The organism is Polaromonas sp. CG_23.6 (genome assembly GCF_029892315.1).
GTDB lineage: Bacteria > Pseudomonadota > Gammaproteobacteria > Burkholderiales > Burkholderiaceae_C > Polaromonas.
The window spans coordinates 3,224,804-3,247,964 of the sequence record NZ_JARXUY010000001.1 but is presented as its reverse complement, the minus strand read 5'-3'; the positions used below and the strand labels follow the sequence as shown (position 1 = coordinate 3,247,964).

The 23,161-nt window shown below is 60.7% G+C and carries 18 protein-coding genes; 12 read left to right on the top strand and 6 right to left on the bottom strand.

What is annotated here, in order from left to right; translation table 11 throughout:
- Positions 1-4: 4 nt before the first annotated feature.
- The 12 genes from H4V98_RS15370 (at position 5) to H4V98_RS15315 (ending at position 16,410) form a co-directional block, all read left to right on the top strand.
- Positions 5-820, top strand: coding sequence for an enoyl-CoA hydratase (locus tag H4V98_RS15370; RefSeq protein WP_196862336.1), 816 nt, complete (start codon positions 5-7; stop codon positions 818-820).
- 101 nt (positions 821-921) lie between these two features.
- Positions 922-2,208, top strand: coding sequence for a mechanosensitive ion channel domain-containing protein (locus H4V98_RS15365; protein WP_196862456.1), 1,287 nt, complete (start codon positions 922-924; stop codon positions 2,206-2,208).
- Between the two features lie 196 nt (positions 2,209-2,404).
- Positions 2,405-3,154, top strand: coding sequence for an electron transfer flavoprotein subunit beta/FixA family protein (locus H4V98_RS15360; protein ID WP_196862335.1), 750 nt, complete (start codon positions 2,405-2,407; stop codon positions 3,152-3,154).
- 32 nt (positions 3,155-3,186) lie between these two features.
- A complete protein-coding gene (locus tag H4V98_RS15355; protein ID WP_196862334.1) occupies positions 3,187-4,119 on the top strand; it encodes an electron transfer flavoprotein subunit alpha/FixB family protein in 933 nt (310 codons plus the stop codon).
- Between the two features lie 95 nt (positions 4,120-4,214).
- Entirely contained in the window at positions 4,215-6,005 is a 1,791-nt protein-coding gene (locus tag H4V98_RS15350; RefSeq protein ID WP_196862333.1) for an acyl-CoA dehydrogenase, read from the top strand.
- Between the two features lie 321 nt (positions 6,006-6,326).
- On the top strand, positions 6,327-7,280 hold the full coding sequence (locus H4V98_RS15345) for a nitronate monooxygenase family protein (protein ID WP_196862332.1): 954 nt from the start codon (positions 6,327-6,329) through the stop codon (positions 7,278-7,280).
- 128 nt (positions 7,281-7,408) lie between these two features.
- The gene (locus H4V98_RS15340; protein WP_196862331.1) at positions 7,409-7,894 is read left to right on the top strand and encodes an acyl-CoA thioesterase; all 486 of its coding nucleotides are present in this window, start codon (positions 7,409-7,411) and stop codon (positions 7,892-7,894) included.
- Between the two features lie 64 nt (positions 7,895-7,958).
- Complete coding sequence (locus tag H4V98_RS15335; protein ID WP_196862330.1) at positions 7,959-9,050, top strand: acyltransferase; 1,092 nt, start codon at positions 7,959-7,961, stop codon at positions 9,048-9,050.
- Between the two features lie 543 nt (positions 9,051-9,593).
- A complete protein-coding gene (locus H4V98_RS15330; protein WP_280757860.1) occupies positions 9,594-10,778 on the top strand; it encodes an efflux RND transporter periplasmic adaptor subunit in 1,185 nt (394 codons plus the stop codon).
- 13 nt (positions 10,779-10,791) lie between these two features.
- Positions 10,792-13,953 carry an efflux RND transporter permease subunit gene (locus H4V98_RS15325; protein ID WP_280757674.1) on the top strand — a complete coding sequence of 1,054 codons (3,162 nt, stop codon included), beginning with the start codon at positions 10,792-10,794 and terminating at the stop codon, positions 13,951-13,953.
- A complete protein-coding gene (locus H4V98_RS15320; protein ID WP_280757673.1) occupies positions 13,950-15,467 on the top strand; it encodes an efflux transporter outer membrane subunit in 1,518 nt (505 codons plus the stop codon). The genes H4V98_RS15325 and H4V98_RS15320 overlap by 4 nt, the downstream gene beginning before the upstream one ends.
- Before the next feature lie 337 nt (positions 15,468-15,804).
- Positions 15,805-16,410: a hypothetical protein gene (locus tag H4V98_RS15315; RefSeq protein ID WP_196862328.1), complete on the top strand. Its 606-nt coding sequence runs from the start codon at positions 15,805-15,807 to the stop codon at positions 16,408-16,410.
- 10 nt (positions 16,411-16,420) lie between these two features.
- On the opposite strand, the gene H4V98_RS15310 is transcribed toward H4V98_RS15315, so the two are convergent.
- The 6 genes from H4V98_RS15310 to H4V98_RS15285 form a co-directional block, all read right to left on the bottom strand.
- Positions 16,421-17,089: an amino acid ABC transporter permease gene (locus H4V98_RS15310; RefSeq protein ID WP_196862327.1), complete on the bottom strand. Its 669-nt coding sequence runs from the start codon at positions 17,087-17,089 to the stop codon at positions 16,421-16,423.
- Positions 17,090-17,176: 87 nt separating this feature from the next.
- Positions 17,177-17,959 carry a transporter substrate-binding domain-containing protein gene (locus H4V98_RS15305; RefSeq protein ID WP_196862326.1) on the bottom strand — a complete coding sequence of 261 codons (783 nt, stop codon included), beginning with the start codon at positions 17,957-17,959 and terminating at the stop codon, positions 17,177-17,179.
- A gap of 124 nt (positions 17,960-18,083) precedes the next feature.
- Positions 18,084-19,700, bottom strand: coding sequence for a phosphoethanolamine--lipid A transferase (locus H4V98_RS15300; protein ID WP_231374583.1), 1,617 nt, complete (start codon positions 19,698-19,700; stop codon positions 18,084-18,086).
- Positions 19,701-19,826: 126 nt separating this feature from the next.
- Entirely contained in the window at positions 19,827-20,684 is an 858-nt protein-coding gene (gene fghA / locus H4V98_RS15295) for an S-formylglutathione hydrolase (protein WP_196862324.1), read from the bottom strand.
- 144 nt (positions 20,685-20,828) lie between these two features.
- Complete coding sequence (locus H4V98_RS15290; RefSeq protein ID WP_196862323.1) at positions 20,829-21,947, bottom strand: S-(hydroxymethyl)glutathione dehydrogenase/class III alcohol dehydrogenase; 1,119 nt, start codon at positions 21,945-21,947, stop codon at positions 20,829-20,831.
- A gap of 106 nt (positions 21,948-22,053) precedes the next feature.
- On the bottom strand, positions 22,054-22,989 hold the full coding sequence (locus H4V98_RS15285; protein ID WP_196862322.1) for a beta-1,6-N-acetylglucosaminyltransferase: 936 nt from the start codon (positions 22,987-22,989) through the stop codon (positions 22,054-22,056).
- Positions 22,990-23,161: the final 172 nt, after the last annotated feature.

Genomic DNA, 23,161 nt, shown 5'->3' with positions numbered 1-23,161 from the left:
TTTCATGCGTGTTATTTCCACGGCCGACGTTTCTTCGCCGCTGCTGCATACCCGCGACGCGCGCGGCGTTCACCACCTGGTCTTGAACCGGCCGGCCGCTTTCAACGTGCTGGGCGAGGACATGCTGGCCGCATTGCAGTCGGCGCTTGACGCCATTGCGCTCGACGAATCGGCCCGCATCGTGGTGCTGTCAGCCCTCGGCAAGGCCTTTTGCGCTGGACACAACCTCAAGGAAATGCGTGCCCAGCCGGAAATGGCCTATTACCAGAAGCTGTTTGCCCAGTGCAGCCGCATGATGCTGTCGATCCAGAAGTTGCCGGTGCCGGTGATTGCCCGGGTGCACGGCCTGGCGACGGCCGCCGGTTGCCAGCTGGTGGCACAAAGCGACCTGGCCGTGGCGGCCAGCGGTGCCAGCTTTGGCGTCAACGGCATTGACGTCGGGCTGTTCTGCGCCACACCCAGCGTGCCGCTGGTGCGAAACATCCCGGCCAAGCAGGCCATGGAAATGCTGCTGACTGGCGGCTTCATCAGCGCCGACGAGGCCTGTGCGCGGGGGCTGGTCAACCGCGTCGTGCCGCTGGAAACACTTGACGACGCGGTGGAAAACATGGTTCAGGCTATTCTTGCCAAACCGCGTGAAGCCGTCGCCATGGGCAAGGCGCTGTTTTACCAGCAGCGTGAAACCGGCATTGAAGCGGCCTACCAACTGGCCGGGCAAAGCATGGCCTGCAACATGATGCACCCCGTTGCGCAAGAGGGCGTGCTGGCCTTTATCGAGAAACGAAAACCGCAGTGGCCAGTGCCGACGCCAGCGCTGTGAGTCTGTCCCAGGTGGCTTCTTCGCTTCCTTCGACTTCATCTCCTGCTTCTTACGTATCTGCGCCTGCGCCGATTGACAGCCTGGACGCCTGGCTGCGCGCCATGACCCAGCCCAACGCATTGATTGAACTGGCATCGCTGGTGGCCTGCGCGCTGCTTGCCTGGCTGGCGGTGCGCTTGCTGAACCGGACGCAGCATGCGCAAAACGACGCGTCCATCCTGTTTGGCCGGCGCATTGTCGATGGCGTGCTGTTTCCGCTGTTGCTCCTGGCCCTGGCGTATGTGGCGCAAACCCTGCTGGCGCAGCTGTTTCCGCTGGCACTGTTCAGACTGGCGATTCCGGTGCTGCTGGCGTTGGCCGCCATACGCCTGAGCGTCAAGGTGCTGCAGGTCGCTTTCAAGAACGCGCCGGTGGTTCGGGCGCTGGAGCGTACCTTTTCCTGGCTGGCCTGGGCGCTGATGGTGCTTTGGGTCAGCGGCCTGCTGCCGATCATTCTGGACGAACTGGACGGCATCAAATGGAAGGTTGGCGGCTCGCTGCTGTCGGTGCGCGCCTTGCTTCAGGGGGCGCTAACGGCCGGCGTCGTGCTGCTGATCACCCTCTGGATCTCGTCGGCGATTGAAAGCCGGCTGCTGCGCTCGGCCACTGGCGGCGAGCTGTCGCTGCGCAAGGCGGTGAGCAATGCCACGCGCGCGACGCTGATGTTCGTCGGCTTGCTGCTGGCGCTGTCGTCCGTCGGCATTGACCTGACGGCGCTGTCGGTGCTGGGCGGCGCCATTGGCGTTGGCGTGGGTTTTGGATTGCAAAAGCTCGCTTCGAACTATGTGAGCGGCTTTGTCATGCTGGCAGAACGCAGCGTGCGCATCGGCGACAACATACGCGTTGACAACTTTGAAGGTCGCATCACCGACATCAATGCTAGGTACACCGTGGTGCGCGCGCCGTCCGGGCGCGAATCCATCGTGCCGAACGAGATGTTCATCATCAACCGCATCGAAAACCTGTCGCTGAGCGATACCCGGGTGCTGCAGTCCACCGTGGTATCGGTCGGCTATGGCAGCGACGAAGAACTGGTGATGCGCCTGCTGACCGAAGCGGCGCTGGGGCAGGAGCGCGTGCTGCCAGAGCCGGCGGCGGGGGTCAACCTGACCAATTTTGGCGCCGACGGCCTCGAATTCACGCTGAACTACTGGATTTGCGATCCTGAAAACGGCATGCAGAACGTGCGCTCTAAGGTCAATCTGGCCATCTTGAAATCCTTGCGCGCCCACCATATCGAGATTCCCTATCCGCAGCGGGTGATTCACACCCCGGCAAACCTGGCCGCCGGCACAGGCCAGGCGACATCGTTACCGGATGCCGGCAAAGCCCTGCCGGTGCCTGAATGACGGCTAACAAAACAAGTGCTTTAATTTGAAGCAGGATGACCCCTATAATTAAATAGAACGGTCGTTCTTTTTTACTTCTGCGGCAAGATATGCATTTATTTCGCAGGATGACCGCATGGCACACTGGATGCCCGGTTATAGAATATATAAGTTACGTTTACGTCAACGTCAATCAACATTTTTTGGAGCCACCGTCATGAAAATTCTGGTCCCCGTCAAACGCGTCGTCGATTACAACGTCAAGGTCCGCGTCAAGAGCGACGGCTCGGGCGTTGACATCGCCAACGTCAAGATGAGCATGAACCCGTTTGACGAAATCGCCATCGAAGAAGCCGTGCGCCTGAAGGAAAAGGGCGTGGCCACCGAGGTCATCGCCGTCTCCTGCGGCGTGCTGCAGTGCCAGGAAACCCTGCGCACCGCCATGGCCATCGGCGCCGACCGCGCCATTCTGGTCGAAACCGCAGAAGAGTTGCAGCCGCTGGCCGTGGCCAAGCTGCTCAAGGCATTGGTAGACAAAGAGCAACCCCAGCTCGTCATCCTCGGCAAGCAGGCCATCGACGACGACTGCAACCAGACCGGCCAGATGCTGGCCGCGCTGCTCGGCTGGGGCCAGGCCACCTTTGCCTCCAAGGTCGAAGTCGCTGACGGCAAAGCCAACGTCACGCGCGAAGTCGATGGCGGCCTGGAAACGCTGTCGCTCACGCTGCCGGCGATTATCACCACCGACCTGCGCCTCAATGAGCCGCGTTACGTCACGCTGCCCAACATCATGAAGGCCAAGAAAAAGACGCTTGAAAACGTCAAGCCCGCAGACCTGGGCGTCGATGTGGCGCCGCGAATCAAGACCCTGAAGGTCAGCGAGCCGCCCAAGCGCAGCGCCGGCATCAAGGTGGCCGACGTGGCCGCCTTGGTGGACAAGCTCAAGAACGAAGCCAAAGTCATTTAACAATTTCACTGACCAAACGGAAGTAAAACCCCATGACCTCTTTAGTCATTGCAGAACACGACAACGCCAGCATCCGGCCTGCCACCCTCAACACCGTGACCGCAGCCAGCCAGTGTGGCGGCGACGTGCATGTGCTGGTAGCCGGTAAAGGCGCTCAGGCCGCCGCCGAGGCTGCCTCCAAAATAGCCGGCGTTTCCAAAGTCATCCATGTCGAAGGCGAACACTTCGCCCACGGCCTGGCTGAAAACATGGCGGCGCAGGTGGTCGGCATGGCCGAAGCCTATTCGCACATCCTGTTTCCGGCGACGGCGTCGGGCAAGAACATTGCCCCGCGCGTGGCGGCGCTGCTCGATGTCGGCCAGATTTCCGACATCACCAAGGTTGATGCTGCTGACACCTTCGAGCGCCCGATCTACGCCGGCAACGCCATTGCCATCGTGCAAAGCCTGGACGCCACCAAAGTCATCACGGTGCGAACCACCGGCTTTGATGCAGCAGCTTCTACCGGCGGCTCGGCCAGTGTCGAAACGCTGGACGGCGTGACCGACAGCGGCAAGTCGAGCTTTTTGGGTGCTGAAATCGCCAAGAGCGACCGCCCCGAACTGACCGCCGCCAAGATCATCGTCTCCGGTGGCCGGGCACTTGGCTCGAACGAGAAATTCCATGAAGTGCTGGAGCCGCTGGCCGACAAGCTTGGCGCTGCACTGGGTGCTTCGCGCGCAGCCGTCGATGCCGGTTACGCACCGAACGACTGGCAGGTCGGCCAGACCGGCAAGATCGTTGCGCCACAGCTGTACGTCGCCATTGGCATTTCAGGCGCCATCCAGCACCTGGCCGGCATGAAGGACTCGAAGGTCATCGTCGCCATCAACAAGGACGCCGAAGCACCGATTTTCGGCGTGGCCGACTACGGCCTGGAAGCCGACCTGTTCAATGCCGTACCGGAACTGACTGCCGCGCTGTAAGCCGGAACCTGTCAAACAGGCGTCTTTGTGGACGCCTTTTTTTTATCTGAACTGCCTGGGTTGCCGGGCAACTGTTGGTTTTTTGGAGAAAAGAAATGAGCTACAAAGCGCCGCTTAAAGACATGCTGTTTGGCATCCAGCATCTGGCCAACATTGAACAAATCGCGCAGATTCCGGGGTTCGAAGACGCCGGGTTCGACACCGCGCAGGCCGTGCTCGAAGAATGCGCCAAATTCAGCGAAGGCGTGCTGTCGCCGCTGAACTGGGAGGGCGATAAAAATCCTTCGAGCTGGAAAGACGGCGTCGTCACCACCACGCCCGGCTTCAAGAACGCCTTCAAGCAATACGCCGAAGGCGGCTGGCAGGGCCTGCAGCACCCGGCCGATTTTGGCGGCCAGGGCCTGCCCAAAACCATCGGCGCGGTGTGCGGCGAAATGGTCAACTCGGCCAACATGAGCTTTGCGCTGTGTCCGATGCTGACCGACGGCGCCATCGAGGCGCTGCTGACGGCCGGATCGAGCGAGCTGAAAGCGGTTTACCTTGAAAAGCTGGTCAGCGGCGAGTGGACCGGCACCATGAACCTGACCGAGCCGCAGGCCGGCTCTGACTTGGCCGCCGTGCGCACCCGCGCCGAGCCGCAGGCTGACGGCAGCTACAAGGTGTTTGGCACCAAGATCTACATCACCTACGGCGAACACGACATGGCCGACAACATCGTCCATCTGGTGCTGGCCCGTGCCAGTGGCGCACCGGAAGGCGTCAAGGGCATCAGTTTATTTGTCGTGCCGAAATTCATGGTCAATGCCGACGGTTCGGTGGGCGCACGCAACGACGTGCATTGCGTCAGCATCGAGCACAAGCTGGGCATCAAGGCGTCGCCCACGGCCGTGCTGCAGTTTGGCGACCACGGCGGCGCGGCCGGCTTCATCGTCGGCGAAGAAAATCGCGGCCTTGAATACATGTTCATCATGATGAACGCCGCGCGTTACGCCGTCGGCGTGCAGGGCATTGCCATTGCGGAACGGGCATATCAAAAAGCCGTGGCCTTCGCCAAGGACCGCGTGCAAAGCCGCCCGGTCGATGGCTCCATCAAGGCCAGCGCCGCCATCATCTACCACCCCGACGTCAAGCGCATGCTGATGACCATGCGCGCCTACACCGAAGGCTGTCGCGCCATGGCCACCGTCGCCGCCGCTGCCTACGACGCCGCGCACCAACACCCGGATGCCGATGTGCGCAAGCAGAACCTGGCCTTCTATGAATTCATGGTGCCGCTGGTCAAGGGCTACAGCACCGAGATGAGCCAGGAAGTCACCTCGCTGGGCATTCAGGTGCATGGCGGCATGGGCTTTATCGAGGAAACCGGTGCTGCGCAGTATTACCGCGACGCCCGGATTTTGACAATCTACGAAGGCACGACCGCCATCCAGGCCAATGACCTGGTGGGCCGTAAAACCGTCCGCGACGGCGGCCAGACCGCCAAAGGCATTGCCGCCCAGATCGAAGCCACTGAAGCCGAATTGCGGGAACAAGGCAGCGACGACGCACTGGCTGTGGCCAAACGCTTGAGCGCCGCGCGCGAAGCCTTTGTCGATGTGGTCGAGTTTGTCGCCGCCAACACCCGGGGCGAGCCCAATGCGGTGTTTGCAGGCAGCGTGCCTTACCTCATGCTGGCGGGCAATGTGGTCGCCGGCTGGCAAATGGCGCGCTCGCTGCTGGTGGCGCAAGCGCAATTGGCTCAAGGCGTCGATGCGTCGTTCATGCAGGCCAAGATCACCACCGCCCGCTTTTACGCCGACCACCTGCTGACCAAAGTGCCCGGCATGCGCGACAGCATCGTCGAAGGCGCCGACAGCGTGAATGCGCTGGCCCTCGACGCGTTTTAAACGCGGGTAGTTTTTGCTACTGAATGCATAGCTGACTGCGTAAGCCAGTCGTGCGCAAAAGCCTTATTTTTCTTAAAAATCGCAACCACTCAAGCCGCTTTTCAGGTTAATGCGCAACAACAGGTTTTGATGTTATCTCTGCCTCTTCTGTCATCCCGGGCTCGACCCGGGATCCATCCCTTCTCTACAGCGGGGGGCATGGATAGCGGATCCCCGGATCGAGGCCGGGGCAGGCTCAGTCCGCAATGACAAAAGTGAATGCGAACAGCTTCGAGCGACCTGAGTGGTTGCAAAAAATAAACAATGACAACGGAGAACACCATGTCCAGACTTCCCGGCGCCCTGAACCATTTGCCACTGCCCATCATCGGCTCGCCCCTGTTCATCATCAGCAACCCCACGCTCGTCATCGAGCAATGCAAGGCGGGCGTCGTCGGCTCTGTACCCGCCCTCAATGCGCGCCCCGCCGCGCAGCTTGAAGACTGGCTGGCCGAGATCACCGAGACGCTGGCCGCCTACAACCTGGCGAACCCGGACCAGCCAGCCGCGCCGTTTGCAATCAACCAGATCGTGCACAAGTCCAACGACCGGCTGGAACATGACCTGGAAATGTGCGCCCGCTTCAAGGTGCCCATCATCATCACCTCGCTGGGCGCGCGCGAAGACCTGAACCAGGCCGTACACGGCTGGGGCGGCGTGGTGCTGCACGACATCATCAACAACAAGCATGCCCACAAGGCGATTGAAAAAGGCGCCGACGGCCTGATTGCCGTGGCCTGCGGCGCAGGCGGCCATGCCGGCGTGAAAAGCCCGTTCGCCCTGATCCAGGAAATCCGCCAGTGGTTCGACGGCCCGGTGGCGCTGTCGGGTTCGATCTCGACCGGCGGCGGCGTGCTGGCCGCGCAAGCCATGGGGGCCGACTTTGCCTACATCGGCTCGGCCTTCATCGCCACCGAAGAAGCCCGGGCGTCAGACGCCTACAAGCAGGCGATTGTCGAAAGCAATTCCGACGACATCGTCTACAGCAACCTGTTTACCGGCGTGCACGGCAACTACCTCGCCCCGTCCATCCGCGCCGCCGGCATGGACCCCGACAACCTGCCCGAAAGCGACCCCAGCAAGATGAACTTCGGCGGCGACAAGAGCAAAGCCTGGAAAGACATCTGGGGCTGCGGCCAGGGTATTGGCGCGGTCAGCAAGGTGCAAAGCACGGCTGATTTTGTGGCGCAGTTGAAGCGGGAGTATGAAGAGGCGCGGGCGCGGTTGTTGGGTTGACTGAGCGCTGATAGGGAAGGGTTTTGTCTTTGGGGGCGGATAAGTCGGTAGTGCTTATTCGCCGGTTTTTCGAATCCAAACACAGTAATCACCTGTAACATCGCGCTTTCCATTTTCCAACGCCCTGCATGTCCCTCCCCAATCACCAACTCAGCATGACCGTGCTGATGACCCCCGACATGGCCAACTTTTCCGGCAATGTCCACGGCGGCACCATTCTCAAATTGCTCGACCAAGTGGCGTATGCCTGCGCCAGCCGCTACGCACGCGAGTACGTTGTCACCCTGTCGGTCGATCAGGTCATGTTCCGCGAGCCGATCCATGTGGGCGAGCTGGTGACATTTTTGGCGTCGGTCAACTACACCGGCAACACGTCGATGGAAGTGGGCGTGAAGGTGATCACTGAAAACATCCGGGGCCAGAGTGTGCGGCATGCCAACAGCTGCTTTTTCACCATGGTCGCCGTGGGCGAATACGGCAAGCCAAAAGCCATTGCGCCGCTCGAACCCGAAACGCCTGACCAGATTCGCCGTTACGCCGACGCCAAAATCCGCCGCGAGCTGCGTCGGGAGTTTGAACTGCGGCGGCAGGTGTTGACCGCCAAGCCCGCGTGAACGCTGTTTTTATTGCCCGGCGCCTGCGCCCATCTGAACCCGCGCGCCAGCGTCTGCTGGCCTGATGGGCCGGCCTGTTCACCTGCGTCAACCCGGCATTGACGCGCTCAAGGGGCTGGCCTGTGTGCTCATCATCTGGCACCACCTGGCTTTTTACGGGCCGATGTCGGATGTGCTGTATCCCCATGCGCCCGCGCTGACCGACTGGCTGTATGACTACGGCCGCATGGCCGTTCAGGTGTTTCTGGTCATAGGCGGCTTTCTGGCGGCCAGGTCGCTGGCGCCGCAAGGGCAGGCGACCTATGCGTCGCCGGGCCGCTTGATGGCGCGCCGCTACCGGCGGCTGGTGCTGCCTTATCTGGTGGCGGTGGCGGCGAGCGTTGCCGTGGCGGCGCTGGTGCGCCCGTGGTTTGACCATGCGTCGCTGCCATCGGCGCCGACGCTGTTCCAGTTGCTGGCGCATGGGCTGCTGCTGCAGGACCTGCTGGCGTTTGAAGGCTTGTCCGCCGGCGTCTGGTATGTGGCGATTGATTTCCAGTTGTTTGCGATGGCGGTGCTGCTGTTCAGCCTGTCGCGACGGCTGGAGCGGCGCTGGCCGGGCTTGCTGGTCTGGCCGGTTGCGCCGGGGCTGATGTTGACGGTGATCGTTTGCGCAGCGTCGTTGTTCCTGTTCAACAACCACAGCCGCTGGGACACGGCCGGGGTGTATTTCTTTGGCGCTTATGGCTTGGGCATGCTGGCTTTCTGGGCCGCAAATTCAGGTCGGCGTCGGGAGTGGCTGCTGGGCATCGGCTTGCTGGCCGGCAGCGCGTTGCTGCTGGATTTCAGGGGACGGCTGCTGGTGGCGCTGGTCGTGGCGTTCGGGCTGGTGTTCTTGCAACGCATGGCTTCAGGGCCAGGCGCGCCACGCTGGCCGCAGCGGCAACTGGCCAGACTGGGGCAAATGTCGTATTCAATTTTCCTGATTCACTTTCCGGTCTGCCTGCTGGTCAATGCGGTGGTCAGCCAGTTTTGGCCTGCGGATTTGCTGGCCAATGGGGCGGGTTTGCTGGCGGCGTTTGCACTGTCGTTGGGCGCGGGCCGTGTGTTGTACCGAAACGTTGAATCCAGGGCTTCGCTGTATTCCTTCCGGTTCAAATTTCGCTTTGCGGCCTGATGCGCCGTGCAATGCAATAAATTCAAGTAAAAAATGCCATTTGCGCATGCTGGACGGGAGCAAGAAGCTATTTAATTGATAGCTTTAAATCGTTGTACATGTCAGCTTTAGCGCTGCCTCCCGCGCCAGACGGTATAAATCGGTCGCCATTGGCAAGCCGCATGGATGCCAGCCGTTCCCGGACAGTTTTGTCGGGCAGCCAACACAATTTGGGCCGCAATGCCGGGTTCGAGCCATGACAATGCGCGCGAAGAGCTGAAGCAAAAGAAATAACCTCAAAAATCAACGGTGAGCCAACACGGGAGATTACATGGGATCATTAAAATAGCCGGCGATAGCACCCGGCGCGATGACCCCCAGGAATCGCAGCATTCAATATTCCTCCAGCCTTGGAGGGCAGGGTGATTCCCGGCAAAACTCATTTCTTTTGTGTGGAACCTTTTCCTTTTCCGCGCTGACTGCCGGACCTCTAACTTGCTTCAATCTTCACGCTTTCCCAAACCCCGCTCGCTCCAGTCCACCACGTGTTGCTGGCGCCCTGTTGTGGCCGTGCTGGCACTGGCCGGCGCACTGACGGCTTGTTCTGACAAGGCGGCAGCTCCCGCACCGTCCGGCCCGGTGGAGGTTGGCGTCGTCACGCTGCAGCCCGAACGCCAGACCATCACCACCGAATTGCCTGGCCGTGCCAGTGCCTTTTTAAGCGCCGAAATCCGCCCGCAGGTGGGCGGCATCGTGCAAAAGCGGCTGTTCACCGAAGGCGCGCTGGTCAAGGCGGGCCAGGTGCTGTACCAGCTCGACGCCGCCAGCTACCAGGCGGCGCAAGCCAGCGCGCAGGCTTCGCTGGCCAAGGTCCAGGCGGCCGTGGGCGCTGCCGAGGCAACGGCCAGGCGCAATGCCGAACTGGTAAAGATCGACGCCATCAGCCGCCAGGTCGACGACGACAGCCAGGCCGCTTTGGTGCTGGCGCGTTCCGACGTGGCCGTGGCCAGGGCGGCGGTGGAAAATGCGCGCATCAGCCTGAGCTACACGCGCATCGTTGCCCCCATTTCAGGGCGCACCACCACGTCCAGTGTCACGCCAGGCGCGCTGGTGACGGCCAACCAGGCGGCGGCGCTGACCACGGTGTCGCAGCTTGACCCGCTGTATGTCGACGTCACGCAGTCCAGCACTGAAGTGCTGCGGCTGAAAAGTGACATGGCCAGCGGACGTTTCCAGCGCAGCGATGCTGCTTCAGCACGCATCACCCTGAAATTCGAGGATGGCAGCGTTTACCAACATCCTGGCAAACTGCAGTTTTCCGGCGTCAACGTGAACCCGGGCACTGGCGCTGTCACCCTGCGCGCCGTGGTGCCCAATCCCCAGGGCTTGCTGATGCCGGGCATGTATGTGCGCGCGGTGCTGGAGGCTGGCGTGAACGAGCAGGCCCTGCTGGTGCCGCAGCAAGGCGTGACCCGCGACGCCACCGGGAATGCCAATGTGCTGCTGGTCGACAAGGACAACAAGATAGAACGCCGACGCATCAAGGTGGATGCGGCCGTGGGCAGCCGTTGGCAGTTGGTCAGCGGACTGGTGGCGGGCGACCGTGTCGTGGTGGATGGCCTGCAACGCATCAAGGCGGGCGACACGGTCAAGGCAATCGAGGTGGTGACGAAAGCTTCCGGCGCCGGTTCTCCAGAAGCAGCGCAAGCGGTCATGCCTGCAGCGTCCGCTGCATCCGGCGCGCGCTGAGGATCTGGTCACCATGGCTCATTTTTTCATCAACCGTCCCATTTTTGCGTGGGTGCTGGCCATCGTCATCATGCTGGCTGGCGCGCTATCGATCAGCACACTGCCGGTCGAGCAATACCCCGACATTGCGCCGCCGCGTGTTTCCATCAACGCAAACTACAACGGCGCTTCGGCCGAAGCGGTTGAAAACTCGGTCACCCAGGTCATCGAGCAGCAACTCACCGGGCTGGACAACCTGCTCTACATGGAGTCGAGCAGCGATGCCTCGGGCCGCTCGCGCACCACGCTGACCTTCAACCCGGACACCAACACCGACGTGGCCCAGGTGCAGGTGCAAAACAAGCTGCAGCAGGCGTTGTCGCGCCTGCCGGAGGCTGTGCAAAACAGCGGCGTGAGCGTGACCAAGGGCGGCAGTGAATACTTCATGGTCATCTCCTTCTCCTCGGCTGACCCCAGCATCACCCAGGTGGACATTGGCGACTACCTGACCAGCAATCTGGTGGATGTTCTTGGCCGCATCGACGGGATCGGCGACGTGCGCATGTTTGGCACCAATTACTCCATGCGCATCTGGCTTGACCCCGCCAGGCTGGAGAAGTTTGCCCTCATGCCCTCGGACGTGCGCGTGGCTATCAATGCCCAGAATGCCCAGGTTTCGGCGGGCCAGCTGGGCACGCTGCCTGCCGTAGGCGATCAGCAGCTCAATGCGGCGGTCACTGCACGCAGCCGGCTAAAAACGGTTGAAGAGTTCAACAACGTATTGCTCAAGTCAAGCCCTGACGGCGCCGTGGTAGTGCTCAAGGACGTGGCCCGCGTCGAACTGGGCGCAGACAACCTGTCAACCACCGCACGCCTGAATGGCCAGCCGGGCGCCGGCATTGGCCTGGTGCTGTCCGATGGCGCCAATGCAATGGCCGTCGGCGATGCGGTGAACGCCAGGATTGCACAATTGCAGCCCTATTTCCCGTATGGGCTGGTGCCCTTCGTCAGCTCGGACTCCACGCCTTTTGTGCGCGCATCGACCAAGGCCGTGCTGGTCACACTGGTGGAAGCGATGATTCTGGTGGTGCTGGTGATGTTCGTTTTCCTGCAGAACTTGCGTGCCACCCTGATTCCGGCCATCACCGTTCCGGTGGTGCTGCTGGGCACCTTTGGCGTGATGGCGACAGCGGGCTATTCGATCAACGCGCTGACCATGTTTGCCATGATTCTTTCCATCGGACTGCTGGTGGACGATGCCATCGTGGTGGTGGAAAACGTAGAGCGCGTGATGAGCCAGGAAGGCCTGTCGCCGAAGGAGGCAACGCGCAAATCGATGAGCGAAATCACCCCGGCGCTGGTGGGTATCGGCCTCACGCTGTCGGCGGTGTTCATTCCCATGGCGTTTTTTGGCGGCTCGACCGGGGTGATCTACCGCCAGTTCTCCATCACCATCGTGTCGGCCATGGCGTTGTCGGTGTTTGTCGCGCTGACGCTGACACCGGCCCTGTGCGCGACCTTTCTCAAGCCGGTTAAAAAGGGCCACCACACCGCGCATGAGGGCACGCAGCGCAAGGGCTTGCTGCGCCTCAGCGACCGTTTCTTTGGCGGATTCAACCACCACTTTGACCGCAGTGCCGACCGCTACCAGGGGCTGGTGGGCAAGCTGATGCGGCGCAGCAAGCGCATGGTCGTGGTGTTTTTGCTGTTGTGCGCCGTTGTGGCCGTGATGTTCGCGCGATTGCCAACGTCATTTCTGCCCAATGAAGACCAGGGTTTTGTCAGGGTGCAGATCAGTTTGCCGTCGGGCGCTTCGGATGCGCGTTTGCAGGTCGTGATGGCCGAGGTGCAGAAATACTTTGGCCAGCAGCCCGATGTCATCAGTTTTTACTCAATCACCGGTCTGGGCGGGGACCAAAGCTCGGCCCGCGGATTTGTTCGGCTGACCGACTGGGGTGAACGCCACCGGCCCGAGCAGTCGGCGGACGCCATCGCGCGCAAGGCGACGCAGGAGCTGAAAGTGATCCGCGATGCGCGCATCTTTGTGAGCCTGCCGCCGGCTGTGCGCGGCTTGGGCTCGGATGCAGGCTTCAACTTCCAGCTCAAGGACTTGAATGGCCTGGGCCATCAAGCCCTGATCGACGCCAAGGACAAGCTGCTTGCGCTGGCGCAAGACCGTCCTGAAATAACCAGTATGCGCAGCAACAACCTGGATGACAGGGCGCAGTTGAGCGTCATCATTGACGACCGCAAGGCCGCCGCGCTGGGCTTGTCCGCAGCCGACGTGAACAACGTGTTGTCCAGCGCCTTGGGCGGTGCTTACATCGACGATTTCCTGAACAATGGCCGCGTCAAGCGCGTTTACATCCAAGGCGATGCGCCTTACCGGATGCTGCCCAAGGACATCGGGCCCTGGACGGTTCGCAACAAGCAGGGCGAAATGGTGCCGTTCTCTGCCTTCAGCCAGACGAAATGGACCTTTGGTTCACCCCAGCTGCAACGCTACAACGGCAGCCCGAGCTACGAGTTCGTGGGCAGCGCCGCGCCTGGCGTGAGCACCGGGGTGGCGATGGATGCGATTGAAGTCATCATGAAGGAAATGCCGACGGGCATTGGCTACGAATGGACAGGCGCGTCTTACCAGGAACGCTTGTCGGGCGCGCAAGCACCGATGCTGTACGCCATTTCCATCCTGTTCGTGTTCCTGTGCCTGGCGGCTTTGTACGAAAGCTGGAGCATCCCGCTGGCGGTGATTCTGGCCGTACCGCTGGGCATTCTGGGTGCCTTGGTGTTCACCGGCACGCGCGGCTTGTCCAACGACGTGTATTTCCAGGTGGGCTTGCTGACCACCGTGGGGCTGGCCTCGAAAAATGCAATCCTGATCGTTGAATTTGCCACCCAGCTGCAAGCGGCCGGACGCAACGTCTTTGACGCCACGCTGGAATCGGTTCGCATGCGTCTGCGGCCGATTTTGATGACTTCGCTGGCCTTTGGCTTCGGTGTGTTGCCGCTGGCCATTGCCTCAGGCGCCGGGGCGGGCGGTCGACAGGCGATTGGTACGGCCGTGCTCGGCGGCATCATTTTCTCTACCGCCCTGGGGATTTTCTTTGTGCCGGTGTTCTTTCTCCTGATTCGCGGTTTCTTTTCAAGGCGTTCGGCTGAAAAGGCCGCCACTCCACCGGAGACTGCCGCATGATGCGCTTTGCTATTCCGGCCCGGCGTGGCGTCGCACTCGCCGCCATCGCCACACTCGCCGGTTGTGCCAGTCTGGCACCCGCCTACGAAAGCCCGGCATTACCCGTTCCGGCCACGCTTGACGACAGCGCGCTGGTCATGCCCGATGGCGAAGCGCTGCCGGGCTTGTCCACGCTCGGCTGGAACGACTTTTTGCAAGCGCCCCGGCTGCGCGAAGTGGTGACGCTGGCCTTGGAGAACAACCGTGACCTGCGGATTGCGGCCTTGACGATAGAAAAAGCGCGTGCCCAATACGGCATTTCGCGCGCCGACCTGTTTCCGTCTGTCGATGCCAGCGGCGTTGGCAGCCGCAGCCGCTCCCGGGGTCAGGACCAGAGCAGCAGTGGCAATGCCTCGTCAATCCGCACCCAGTACAGCGCACAGCTTGGATTCAGCAGCTACGAAATCGATTTTTTTGGCCGGGTTCGCAACCTCAATGACGCTGCCTTGCAGGAATTCTTTCGGACGGCAGAAAACCGCCGCAGCGTGCAATTGAGCCTCGTGGCCGAAGTCGCCAATGCCTGGCTCACATTGGACGCCGATGGCCGGCTTTTGCAACTGGCGCAAGACACCTTGCGCAGCCGCCAGGCTTCGTTTGACCTGACAAAGCGCAGCCACGCGCTGGGTGCCAGTTCGGGCCTGACGCTGGCGCAAGCCCAAACCACAGTGGATTCCGCCCGCGTTGAGGTGGCCGCATACACCCGTCAGGTGGCACGTGACCGCAACGCCCTGGCCTTGCTGGCAGGCGCGCCGGTGCCGCCAGGGATGCTGCCGGACGGGGCAATGCAAGTCGCGCCAGAAACGCAGACCGTTGACCGGCTCAAGGCCACCCCGGCGGCTATGCTGCTGGCGGTGCCTGCCAACCTGCCGTCTTCAGTGCTGCAAAACCGTCCCGATGTGCAAGCGGCCGAATACACGTTGCGCGGCTCCTATGCCAGCATTGGCGCCGCACGCGCGGCGTTTTTCCCCGGTATCAGCTTGACGGCATCGGCCGGCACGGCCAGTTCGGGCCTGGCGGGCCTGTTTGGCAGCGGCAGCGGCATTTGGAGCTTTGTACCGCAGATCCGGCTGCCGATTTTTGATGCCGGCCGCAACCGTGCCAACCTGCAAGTGGCCCAGGTGACGCGTGACACGGCGCTGGCGCAATACGAGAAAACGCTGCAAACCGCATTTCGCGAAGTGGCCGATGCGCTGGCTGACCGCGCCACGCTGGGCGAACGCCTGGCGGCCCAGCAATCGTTACGCGACGCCACTCAGCGCGCCTTCACGCTTTCACAAGCCCGCTACAAGCTCGGTGCCGACAGTTACCTGCCGGTGCTGGACGCCCAGCGCTCGCTTTACAGCGCGCAGCAAACCCTGATCGTCCTGGCGTTGTCCGAGCAGGTCAACCGCATCACGTTATACAAGGTGTTGGGCGGCGGCTGGTACGTGGAGGCCGCGGCGCAGGGCGCGGCTATCGCGTCACCCGCCCCGTGAAGCCGATGGCGTGTTGAAGCACGGCGCGCTTCAGCCGCCATGTGCGTCGAACTTTCAACGACCTGTCGGGTCAAATGGCGGTTTTCAACCACGTTTTTCGCCACGCGGCCGATCACGTTGATGACCTGGGGCAGCTGGGGCGGGGCTGGTGGTTTTTATCCATAAAAAAACCATCTGGATTGGCGCACAAAATATGCGTCAAGTCAGTGCCCTGACGGCAACGCGACAATCCGGGCCAGTTTTGCTGCCCGAAAACACAGGGTGACTACACTTCCGTATTCGCTTTGACGCTTTCCATTCTTCTAATCTTTCCAATTTTTCCGAAAAAACCGTACCCATGGATATTTTTATGCTGACGATGTTTGTCGCCATCGCCGCGCACATGCTCAAGTCGAAATACCAGCGCGGGCGCATTGCCTTGCTGGGCAGCCATCTCGGGAAATACCAGATTGAAAAACAGATGGAAAGCCTGACGGACGGTTACTTGCGCGCATTGGGCGAGACGGACTTGATACGCCGGGAACAGATCTGGCATCTGCAAGACGCCACCGAAGCGTCGCTGTGCGACCAGCTCAAGCGTTTTGTGGCCGATTTTTCCAAACTTGACGAAGAGCAAACACGCGTCAGCAAGCTGCCGATGGCCATTCCGTTTGCCGACAAGCTGTTTCCCGCCATCACGTTTGACCTGCGCAAGGCATTGGCCATTCATGCGCAAGGCATCACACTCGTGGCCACCAATACCGACCAGAGAAGCCCCCGGGACAAGGCCTATACCCTGAGCGCCGAGTTGTTTTTGCTGCAACACACCTGCCACTGGTTCTGCAAATCCAAAATTGTGGCGTCTGCCCGCATGCTGGGCCGGCAAAAAACATCCTATGAACAGGTGCTGGCGGCGGTGGCGCCCGAAACGCGCCGGGCGTACAACAGCCTGGTCGGCGCTTGAGCATGCCAGGTCAGCGCAAGTAGCTCCGGTTCAGGAGGGTTTCAAGCTTTTTCTGCAGGGTTTCAAAAAAGGCGCTCATGGCCCAGTAAATGGCGGCGGCCGCCAGATAGAGTGGAAACGGCTGGAAGGTGGTGGCAATCACTTCCTTGGTCGCCAGCATCAACTCGCCCACGGCAATCACCGACACCAGCGAGGTGTCCTTGATGAGGCTGATAAGGCTGTTCGACAGGCTGGGAACCGCCAGTCGCAGGGCTTGCGGGCCAATCACATAACGCATCGCCTGGGTTTGCGTCAGCCCCAGACTGAGGGCCGCATTGGTCTGGCCATGCGTCACGCCGTTGATGGCGCCGCGAATCGTTTCAGACAGGTAGGCGCCGACATTCAGGCTGAGACTCAAAATGCCCGCGCTGATCGGATCAAACTGGATACCGATGCTGGGCAGGCCAAAATAGATCACAAACAGTTGCACCAGCAGCGGTGTGCCGCGCATGCAACTGACATAAAGCGCGGCGAACTGCGACAGCAGCGGCACCTTGGCCAGTCGCGTGATGGCCACCAGCGTGCCAATGATGGCGCCGAAAAAAACCGATGCCACGGCCAGTAGCAGCGTCCACAGCGCGCCTTTGAGCATCAGCGGCAGGGCGTCCTGAAGCAAGCCGGTCAAACCAGTGATATCCATAAAGCTCTCCACAATTAAAAAACCCGGCGTCGCGCCGGGTGGGGGTCTGGCGCCTGCCGTAAGTGGCGGCGCGTGGCGGGACGGAAGTTACTTGGCGACTGGCGGTTTGCTCACGTCGCGGTCAAACCATTTGTTCGACATTTTGGCGAAACTGCCGTCGGCCTGTAAATCGGCCAGCGCCTTGTCGATGGCGGCCTTGAACTGCGGGTTACCCTTGACGAAAGCAATGCCGGATTTTTCCAGTTCCCCGACGGGTGCGCCGGGTTTGAGCGGCAGTTTGGTTTTCTTGACGATGTAGGGAATCAAGAGGCTGTCGTTCAGCGCGGCATCAATCCTGCCCAACGCCAGATCCTGCAAATACTCGGGCGAACCGGGATAGGTCCTGATGTCAATGCCGCCGACGGCCTTGGCGACTTCTGAAAAATTGGTGCCCTGGCCCAAACCAAGTTTTTTGCCCTTCAGGTCAGCCAGCGTCTTGAATTCGCGCTTTTCGTCCTGGCGAATGATGAGCTGTGGGCTTGAAATGGTGTAAGGCGTGGAGAAGTCGAAGGTTTCCTTGCGCTTGTCGGTGATGCCGACCTGGTTGATGACCACGTCGTATTTTCCCGCCTGCAAGCCGGCCAGAATGGCGCTCCATTCGCTGGTGCTGAAATCAGCCTTGACGCCCATTTTTTGCGCCAGGGCATTTGACAGCTCGACTTCAAAACCCGCCAACTGGCCGTTTTCCTTGTAATTGAACGGCGGATAAGTGCCTTCCAGCGCTACTTTGAGGGTGCCGCGCTGCTTGACGGTGTCAAGCAGATCAGCCGCTGTTGCGCTCAATGCCAGTGACAAAAGAAGTGTGGAAACCAGTGTTCTACGGATATTCATATGCTTATATTGAATAAATAGTTGTTAATTCAGACGTTAATCGAATAATAAACTGACTTTCCCAAATATGATTTTAAATCCCATAAACCCTACAGCCAATCAGGGCAGGCATTGATCGGCGGCGCTACGACTGGCCGCAATGTGCATAGATGTCCAGCGCTGGCGTGTAGACGCGGGTCTGCACATTCATCAGGCCCAGCACCGAATGAAAATAGTTGTCGTGGCTGACCGGTGCGTCAAGCTGCTGTTTGAGGCAGGCAGTGGTGATCTTGCTGCGCTGCTCGAAGCCGGGCGACAGCCAGGTGATCCAGGGCACATGCTTTTGCACGTCGGGCGCGACGCTGTAGGGCATGCCGTGCAGGTAAATGTTGTTTTCGCCCAGTGACTCGCCGTGATCAGCCACATACAGCATTGCAGGCGATGAGAGCGGCTCCTGCGTCTTGAGCCACTGGATGCTGGACGCCAGCAGGTGATCGGTGTACACGATGCTGTTGTCGTAAGCATTGATCAGCCCTTGCTGTGTGCAGCTTTGCAGGGCGTTGTCAGTGCATTCGGGCAGGAATTTTTTGAAGGCGGCTGGCGACCGCTTGAAATAGGCCGGGCCATGGCTGCCCATCTGGTGCATCACGACTACCACGCCCTTGGCCCGGCGCTCGGCGGGCAGCGCGGCAATGCGCGCGTCCAGGTCTTTCAGCATGACCTCGTCGAAGCATTCATCACCGTCGCACAGGCCGGGCACTTTCAGCTGGCTGGTGTTGACATTCGGAACACGGTCGCAAACGCCTTTGCAGCCTGACTGGTTGTCGAGCCAGAGCACGGCCAGCCCCGCATGCTGCAGCACGTCCATCAAGCCCTCGTAATTGGCCGGGCGCGATTCGTAGTTTGCCCGCCCGAAATTGGAAAACATGCACGGTACCGAGGCTGCCGTGCTGGTGCCGCAAGACCAGGCGTTGCGCTGGCTGGCAATGTTTTCTTTGGACAATTCGGACGTGGTGGGGCGGCTGTAGCCGTTGACCGCGAAATTCACGCTGCGCCCGGTTTCGCCCAGCACCAGCAGGAGCAGTGGCGGCTTGGCCTGTGCGGTGTAGGTGGCGCCGAGCGTGGCGTCTTCGCCCAGCGGCAGGATGGCCGATTCGTTGCGCTGAAACGGCTTGGCCGCCACCAGGCCCAATGCGTAAAAAGAATTGAGCGGATTGATCAGGTAGCGCACCTGGGGATAGTTGCGCATCACCGAGGCAATACTTTGAAAGAAAAGCACCAGCACCATGACCAGCAGGGCACAACTCGCCAGCAGTGCGACCAGGTTGGAGACCGCCTGGCGCGTCGGGTTTTGCAGCCGGATGTGCTGGCGCCACAGCAGCACGCAGGGCAGCACTGCCAAGACCAGCACGGTGGCCAGCAGACGCCAGTTCAACAGGTCACGCGTTTCGCGCATATCGGTCTGCAGGGCGTTGACCAGCATCGACTTGTCGATGACAACACCATAGGCCATCATGAAATAGGCGCCGAAAGCCGCCGAGACGCAAAACAGCATGATGACCGGCTTGAGCGTCCAGCGCCAGGCGAGCAGGCTGAGCAATCCAGCCGTCGTCAACCCGATGACCAGCGCAAGTGCGATGCTGACTGTGAACGCCTGACTGTTGCTCAAGTCGGGCAGCCGGGCCAGCGTGCGCCACAGCGCCACGTTACAGACCGTGGCAAGCCAGAAGCTGGCAAGTACAACCACCCAAACCGGCCGCATGCCGGCTGGCAGCGCTTTTTCATTCAGGGCAAGGGAACGAGGTGAGAAAGGAGTAGGTGGTTTGGAAGGATCAGGCAGGTGCAGCGGCATAACGCGGCATTTTACGAGACCAAACTTAGCTTCGCCTTAATGGTTCAACTGGCCGGCGTGATGCCTCAGATGATCGTCCATGAAGGTGGCGACGAAGTAGTAGCCGTGGTCGTAGCCGGCATGACGGCGCAGCGTAAGGGGCTGGCCGACTGCGGCACAGGCCGCTTCAAACAGGTCCGGATGCAACTGGTCCGGCAAAAATTTGTCGCCCAAACCCTGGTCAATCAAGATGCCGCCAGGGCAGGGCGCGCTGGTACTTTTCCGCATCAGCGCGCTGGCATCGTGGGCCTGCCACTGCGATGTGTCGGTGCCCAGATAGCCGGTGAACGCTTTTTCGCCCCACGGGCATTGGCTGGGTGCACAAATCGGCGCAAAGGCCGACACAGACTTGAACAGGCCCGGATGGCGCAGCGCCAGGGTCAAGGCGCCATGTCCGCCCATCGAATGGCCAAAGATGCCGATGCGCTCGGCGTTAATCGGCAACACGGCCGTTAGCAAAGGCAGCAATTCGGCCGTGAGATAACTTTCCATACGGTAATTTTCCGCCCAGGGCGCTTGCGTGGCATCGAGGTAAAACCCGGCGCCCAGGCCGAAATCCCAGCTGTCGGATTCACCCGGCACTTGGGCGCCGCGCGGGCTGGTGTCGGGTGCAATCAGCGCCAAGCCCAGTTCGGCGGCCAGGCGCTGGGCGCCCGACTTGGTCATGAAGGTTTCTTCGTTGCAGGTCAGGCCCGCCAGATACAGCAGCGCGGGAACCGGGCCTGTTGAGGCTTGCGGCGGCAAGAACACCGAGAACTTCATCGGCAGGCCGATTTCGCTGGACACATGCTGGTAAAAGCACTGTTTGCCGCCAAAGCAGGCGTGCTCGTTGATCAATTCGAAGGGTGTTGTCATGGACTTTTCAGTTCAATCAAAGGCTGCCAGCCGGGGCGGCCTTCTTCTTTGCAAGCAGGGGCCGCGGGACTGGCTTTGCCAGACCGCAGGCGCAACGGCCCCCTCCGGGGGGCAGCGAACCACAGGAAGTGGGGAACGTGGGGGCTAGTACAGCACGACGCCGCGAATGGATTCGCCACTTTTCATCAAGTCAAAGCCCTTGTTGATGTCTTCGAGCGGCATGGTGTGGGTGATCAGGTCGTCGATGTTGATCTTGCCTTCCATGTACCAGTCGACAATTTTTGGCACGTCGGTCCGGCCGCGTGCGCCGCCGAAGGCCGAACCTTCCCACTTGCGGCCGGTGACCAGCTGGAAGGGACGGGTTGAAATTTCAGCGCCCGCTTCAGCCACGCCAATGATGATGCTGCGGCCCCAGCCCTTGTGCGTGCATTCAAGCGCCTGGCGCATCACCTTGGTGTTGCCGATGCACTCGAAGCTGTAATCCGCGCCGCCGTCGGTCAGCTGCACGATGGCATCGACGATGTTGCCGCCAGCCGCCTCAATCGCCTTGGGGTTCAAAAAGTGCGTCATGCCGAACTTGCGGGCCATCGCCTCGCGCTCGGGGTTCAGATCGACGCCGATGATCTTGTCAGCGCCGACCATTTTGGCGCCCTGGATCACATTGAGGCCAATGCCGCCCAGGCCAAACACCACGACATTCGCGCCAGCCTCGACCTTGGCGGTAAACAGCACCGCGCCAATGCCGGTGGTGACGCCGCAGCCGATGTAGCAAACCTTGTCGAACGGCGCGTCCTTGCGGATCTTGGCCAGCGAGATTTCGGACGCGACGGTGTAGTTGCTGAAGGTCGAGGTGCCCATATAGTGAAAAATGGGCTTGCCGTCGAGGCTGAAGCGACTGGTGGCGTCGGGCATCAGGCCCTGGCCCTGGGTGCCGCGAATCAGCTGGCATAAATTGGTCTTGCGCGACAGGCAGAACTTGCACTGGCGGCATTCGGGCGTGTAGAGCGGAATGACGTGGTCGCCTTTTTTGAGCGACGTCACGCCGGGGCCGACATCGACCACTATGCCCGCGCCTTCGTGGCCCAGGATGGCCGGAAAGATGCCCTCCGGGTCGGCGCCCGAGAGCGTGTAATAGTCGGTGTGACAAATGCCGGTGGCTTTGATCTCGACCAACACCTCGCCGAACTTCGGACCTTCCAGGTCAACGGTTTCAATGGTCAGGGGCTGGCCTGCTTGCCATGCGACGGCGGCTTTTGTTTTCATGGGGTTTGGGTCTGCTGCACAGAGCGTGTGGGGAAAGACTTGGCACTATAAGCCAGACTGCGCATCCGGGTTGGCGGGTGCCAGGCCCGGCCTTGCGTTCTTGCGCCTATATGCCAACCATCTCGGCAAGCACCCTGGCGCGAACCGGCGCTGCCGGGTCATTGGGGAACTTGCGCCCGAAGAAGGCAGGCGATGCCTTGAGCTGCTCGATGTCTTCTGCCTCGAACAGGCGCGGGTGCGATTGGACATAGTGCTGGAAACAGTGGTTCATCGGCCCTTTGGTCAGTTGCAGATGCATCAGCAAGGTGGGCAGCACGATTTCCTCAGGCAGGCACAGGCGGCTGAAATAGTCTTTTATCTCGGGGCGCCCAAACAGGGCAACCATTTCAGCCACGACATGCCGGCGTGCGCCGAACCAGGTCGTGCCGTAATAGGGGCGAAAATTTTCGTCAAAAATGTGATTGGCGATGGATTTCTGTCCGATTGACTTGGTGCACTGAAGCGCGAGCCATGACAGGGGATTTCTTCGATCGCCACTGCGCAGCCAGATTCCAGCTTCTTCGCGCCTGCCCTGTGAGGCGCCGAAGTACACGTTTGACAGGCGCCTGGCCACCCGAAACCGCAATGACATGTCGGGCAGCAATGCCCTGTAGCCGATCGACATCAGCGCATCCTGGTCGCCCAACACGTCAACACAGTCGAAATGCGCATCGGCAGGGCCCGAAATATGCACTTCAAACTTTTCCATCGGTTTGATCGGCAGGCACGAGGGGCTCAACAACTGAAGGTAGTCAAAATCAAGGTTGTGCAGCGCGAACTGCATTGAATGAAAGATCGCTTCGACAAAGCTGAAGAGACCCCAGCCCGTGCGCTTGGGATCGGGAACAAAGACAACATTCGGAGCGCACAGCGAAAACACGGGTGTCTGGTGAAAATCATGGTGCACCAGAACGGTATGCGGTGCCAGGGCTCTGGCAAGCTGATCGACCGTTTCCGGCTTGCTGACAGCGGACATCACAAGAAAAACAATAGTTGGTTTCATCTTTTCTGCTTGTGGGTGATTCTTGGCCAATGGTGGGTCTGCTGCCGCTTGTGTATTTCAACTTTCAAGGCCGCAGTGCGTTCTTTTCCATCAGACGTTTCACGGGTGGATTTCAATGTTCGCCCGACCTTTGAGGAATTGCCGAACGCCTGAGATGATCGTGATTGCTGTC

What these genes read in the sequence shown, in the direction of transcription:
- H4V98_RS15370 (WP_196862336.1), top strand. Translation starts at nt 5, where the DNA reads ATGCGTGTTATTTCCACGGCCGACGTTTCTTCGCCGCTGCTGCATACC.
- H4V98_RS15365 (WP_196862456.1), top strand. Translation starts at nt 922, where the DNA reads ATGACCCAGCCCAACGCATTGATTGAACTGGCATCGCTGGTGGCCTGC.
- H4V98_RS15360 (WP_196862335.1), top strand. Translation starts at nt 2,405, where the DNA reads ATGAAAATTCTGGTCCCCGTCAAACGCGTCGTCGATTACAACGTCAAG.
- H4V98_RS15355 (WP_196862334.1), top strand. Translation starts at nt 3,187, where the DNA reads ATGACCTCTTTAGTCATTGCAGAACACGACAACGCCAGCATCCGGCCT.
- H4V98_RS15350 (WP_196862333.1), top strand. Translation starts at nt 4,215, where the DNA reads ATGAGCTACAAAGCGCCGCTTAAAGACATGCTGTTTGGCATCCAGCAT.
- H4V98_RS15345 (WP_196862332.1), top strand. Translation starts at nt 6,327, where the DNA reads ATGTCCAGACTTCCCGGCGCCCTGAACCATTTGCCACTGCCCATCATC.
- H4V98_RS15340 (WP_196862331.1), top strand. Translation starts at nt 7,409, where the DNA reads ATGTCCCTCCCCAATCACCAACTCAGCATGACCGTGCTGATGACCCCC.
- H4V98_RS15335 (WP_196862330.1), top strand. Translation starts at nt 7,959, where the DNA reads ATGGGCCGGCCTGTTCACCTGCGTCAACCCGGCATTGACGCGCTCAAG.
- H4V98_RS15325 (WP_280757674.1), top strand. Translation starts at nt 10,792, where the DNA reads ATGGCTCATTTTTTCATCAACCGTCCCATTTTTGCGTGGGTGCTGGCC.
- H4V98_RS15320 (WP_280757673.1), top strand. Translation starts at nt 13,950, where the DNA reads ATGATGCGCTTTGCTATTCCGGCCCGGCGTGGCGTCGCACTCGCCGCC.
- H4V98_RS15315 (WP_196862328.1), top strand. Translation starts at nt 15,805, where the DNA reads ATGGATATTTTTATGCTGACGATGTTTGTCGCCATCGCCGCGCACATG.
- H4V98_RS15310 (WP_196862327.1), bottom strand. Translation starts at nt 17,089, where the DNA reads ATGGATATCACTGGTTTGACCGGCTTGCTTCAGGACGCCCTGCCGCTG.
- H4V98_RS15305 (WP_196862326.1), bottom strand. Translation starts at nt 17,959, where the DNA reads ATGAATATCCGTAGAACACTGGTTTCCACACTTCTTTTGTCACTGGCA.
- H4V98_RS15300 (WP_231374583.1), bottom strand. Translation starts at nt 19,700, where the DNA reads ATGCGGCCGGTTTGGGTGGTTGTACTTGCCAGCTTCTGGCTTGCCACG.
- fghA (WP_196862324.1), bottom strand. Translation starts at nt 20,684, where the DNA reads ATGACAACACCCTTCGAATTGATCAACGAGCACGCCTGCTTTGGCGGC.
- H4V98_RS15290 (WP_196862323.1), bottom strand. Translation starts at nt 21,947, where the DNA reads ATGAAAACAAAAGCCGCCGTCGCATGGCAAGCAGGCCAGCCCCTGACC.
- H4V98_RS15285 (WP_196862322.1), bottom strand. Translation starts at nt 22,989, where the DNA reads ATGAAACCAACTATTGTTTTTCTTGTGATGTCCGCTGTCAGCAAGCCG.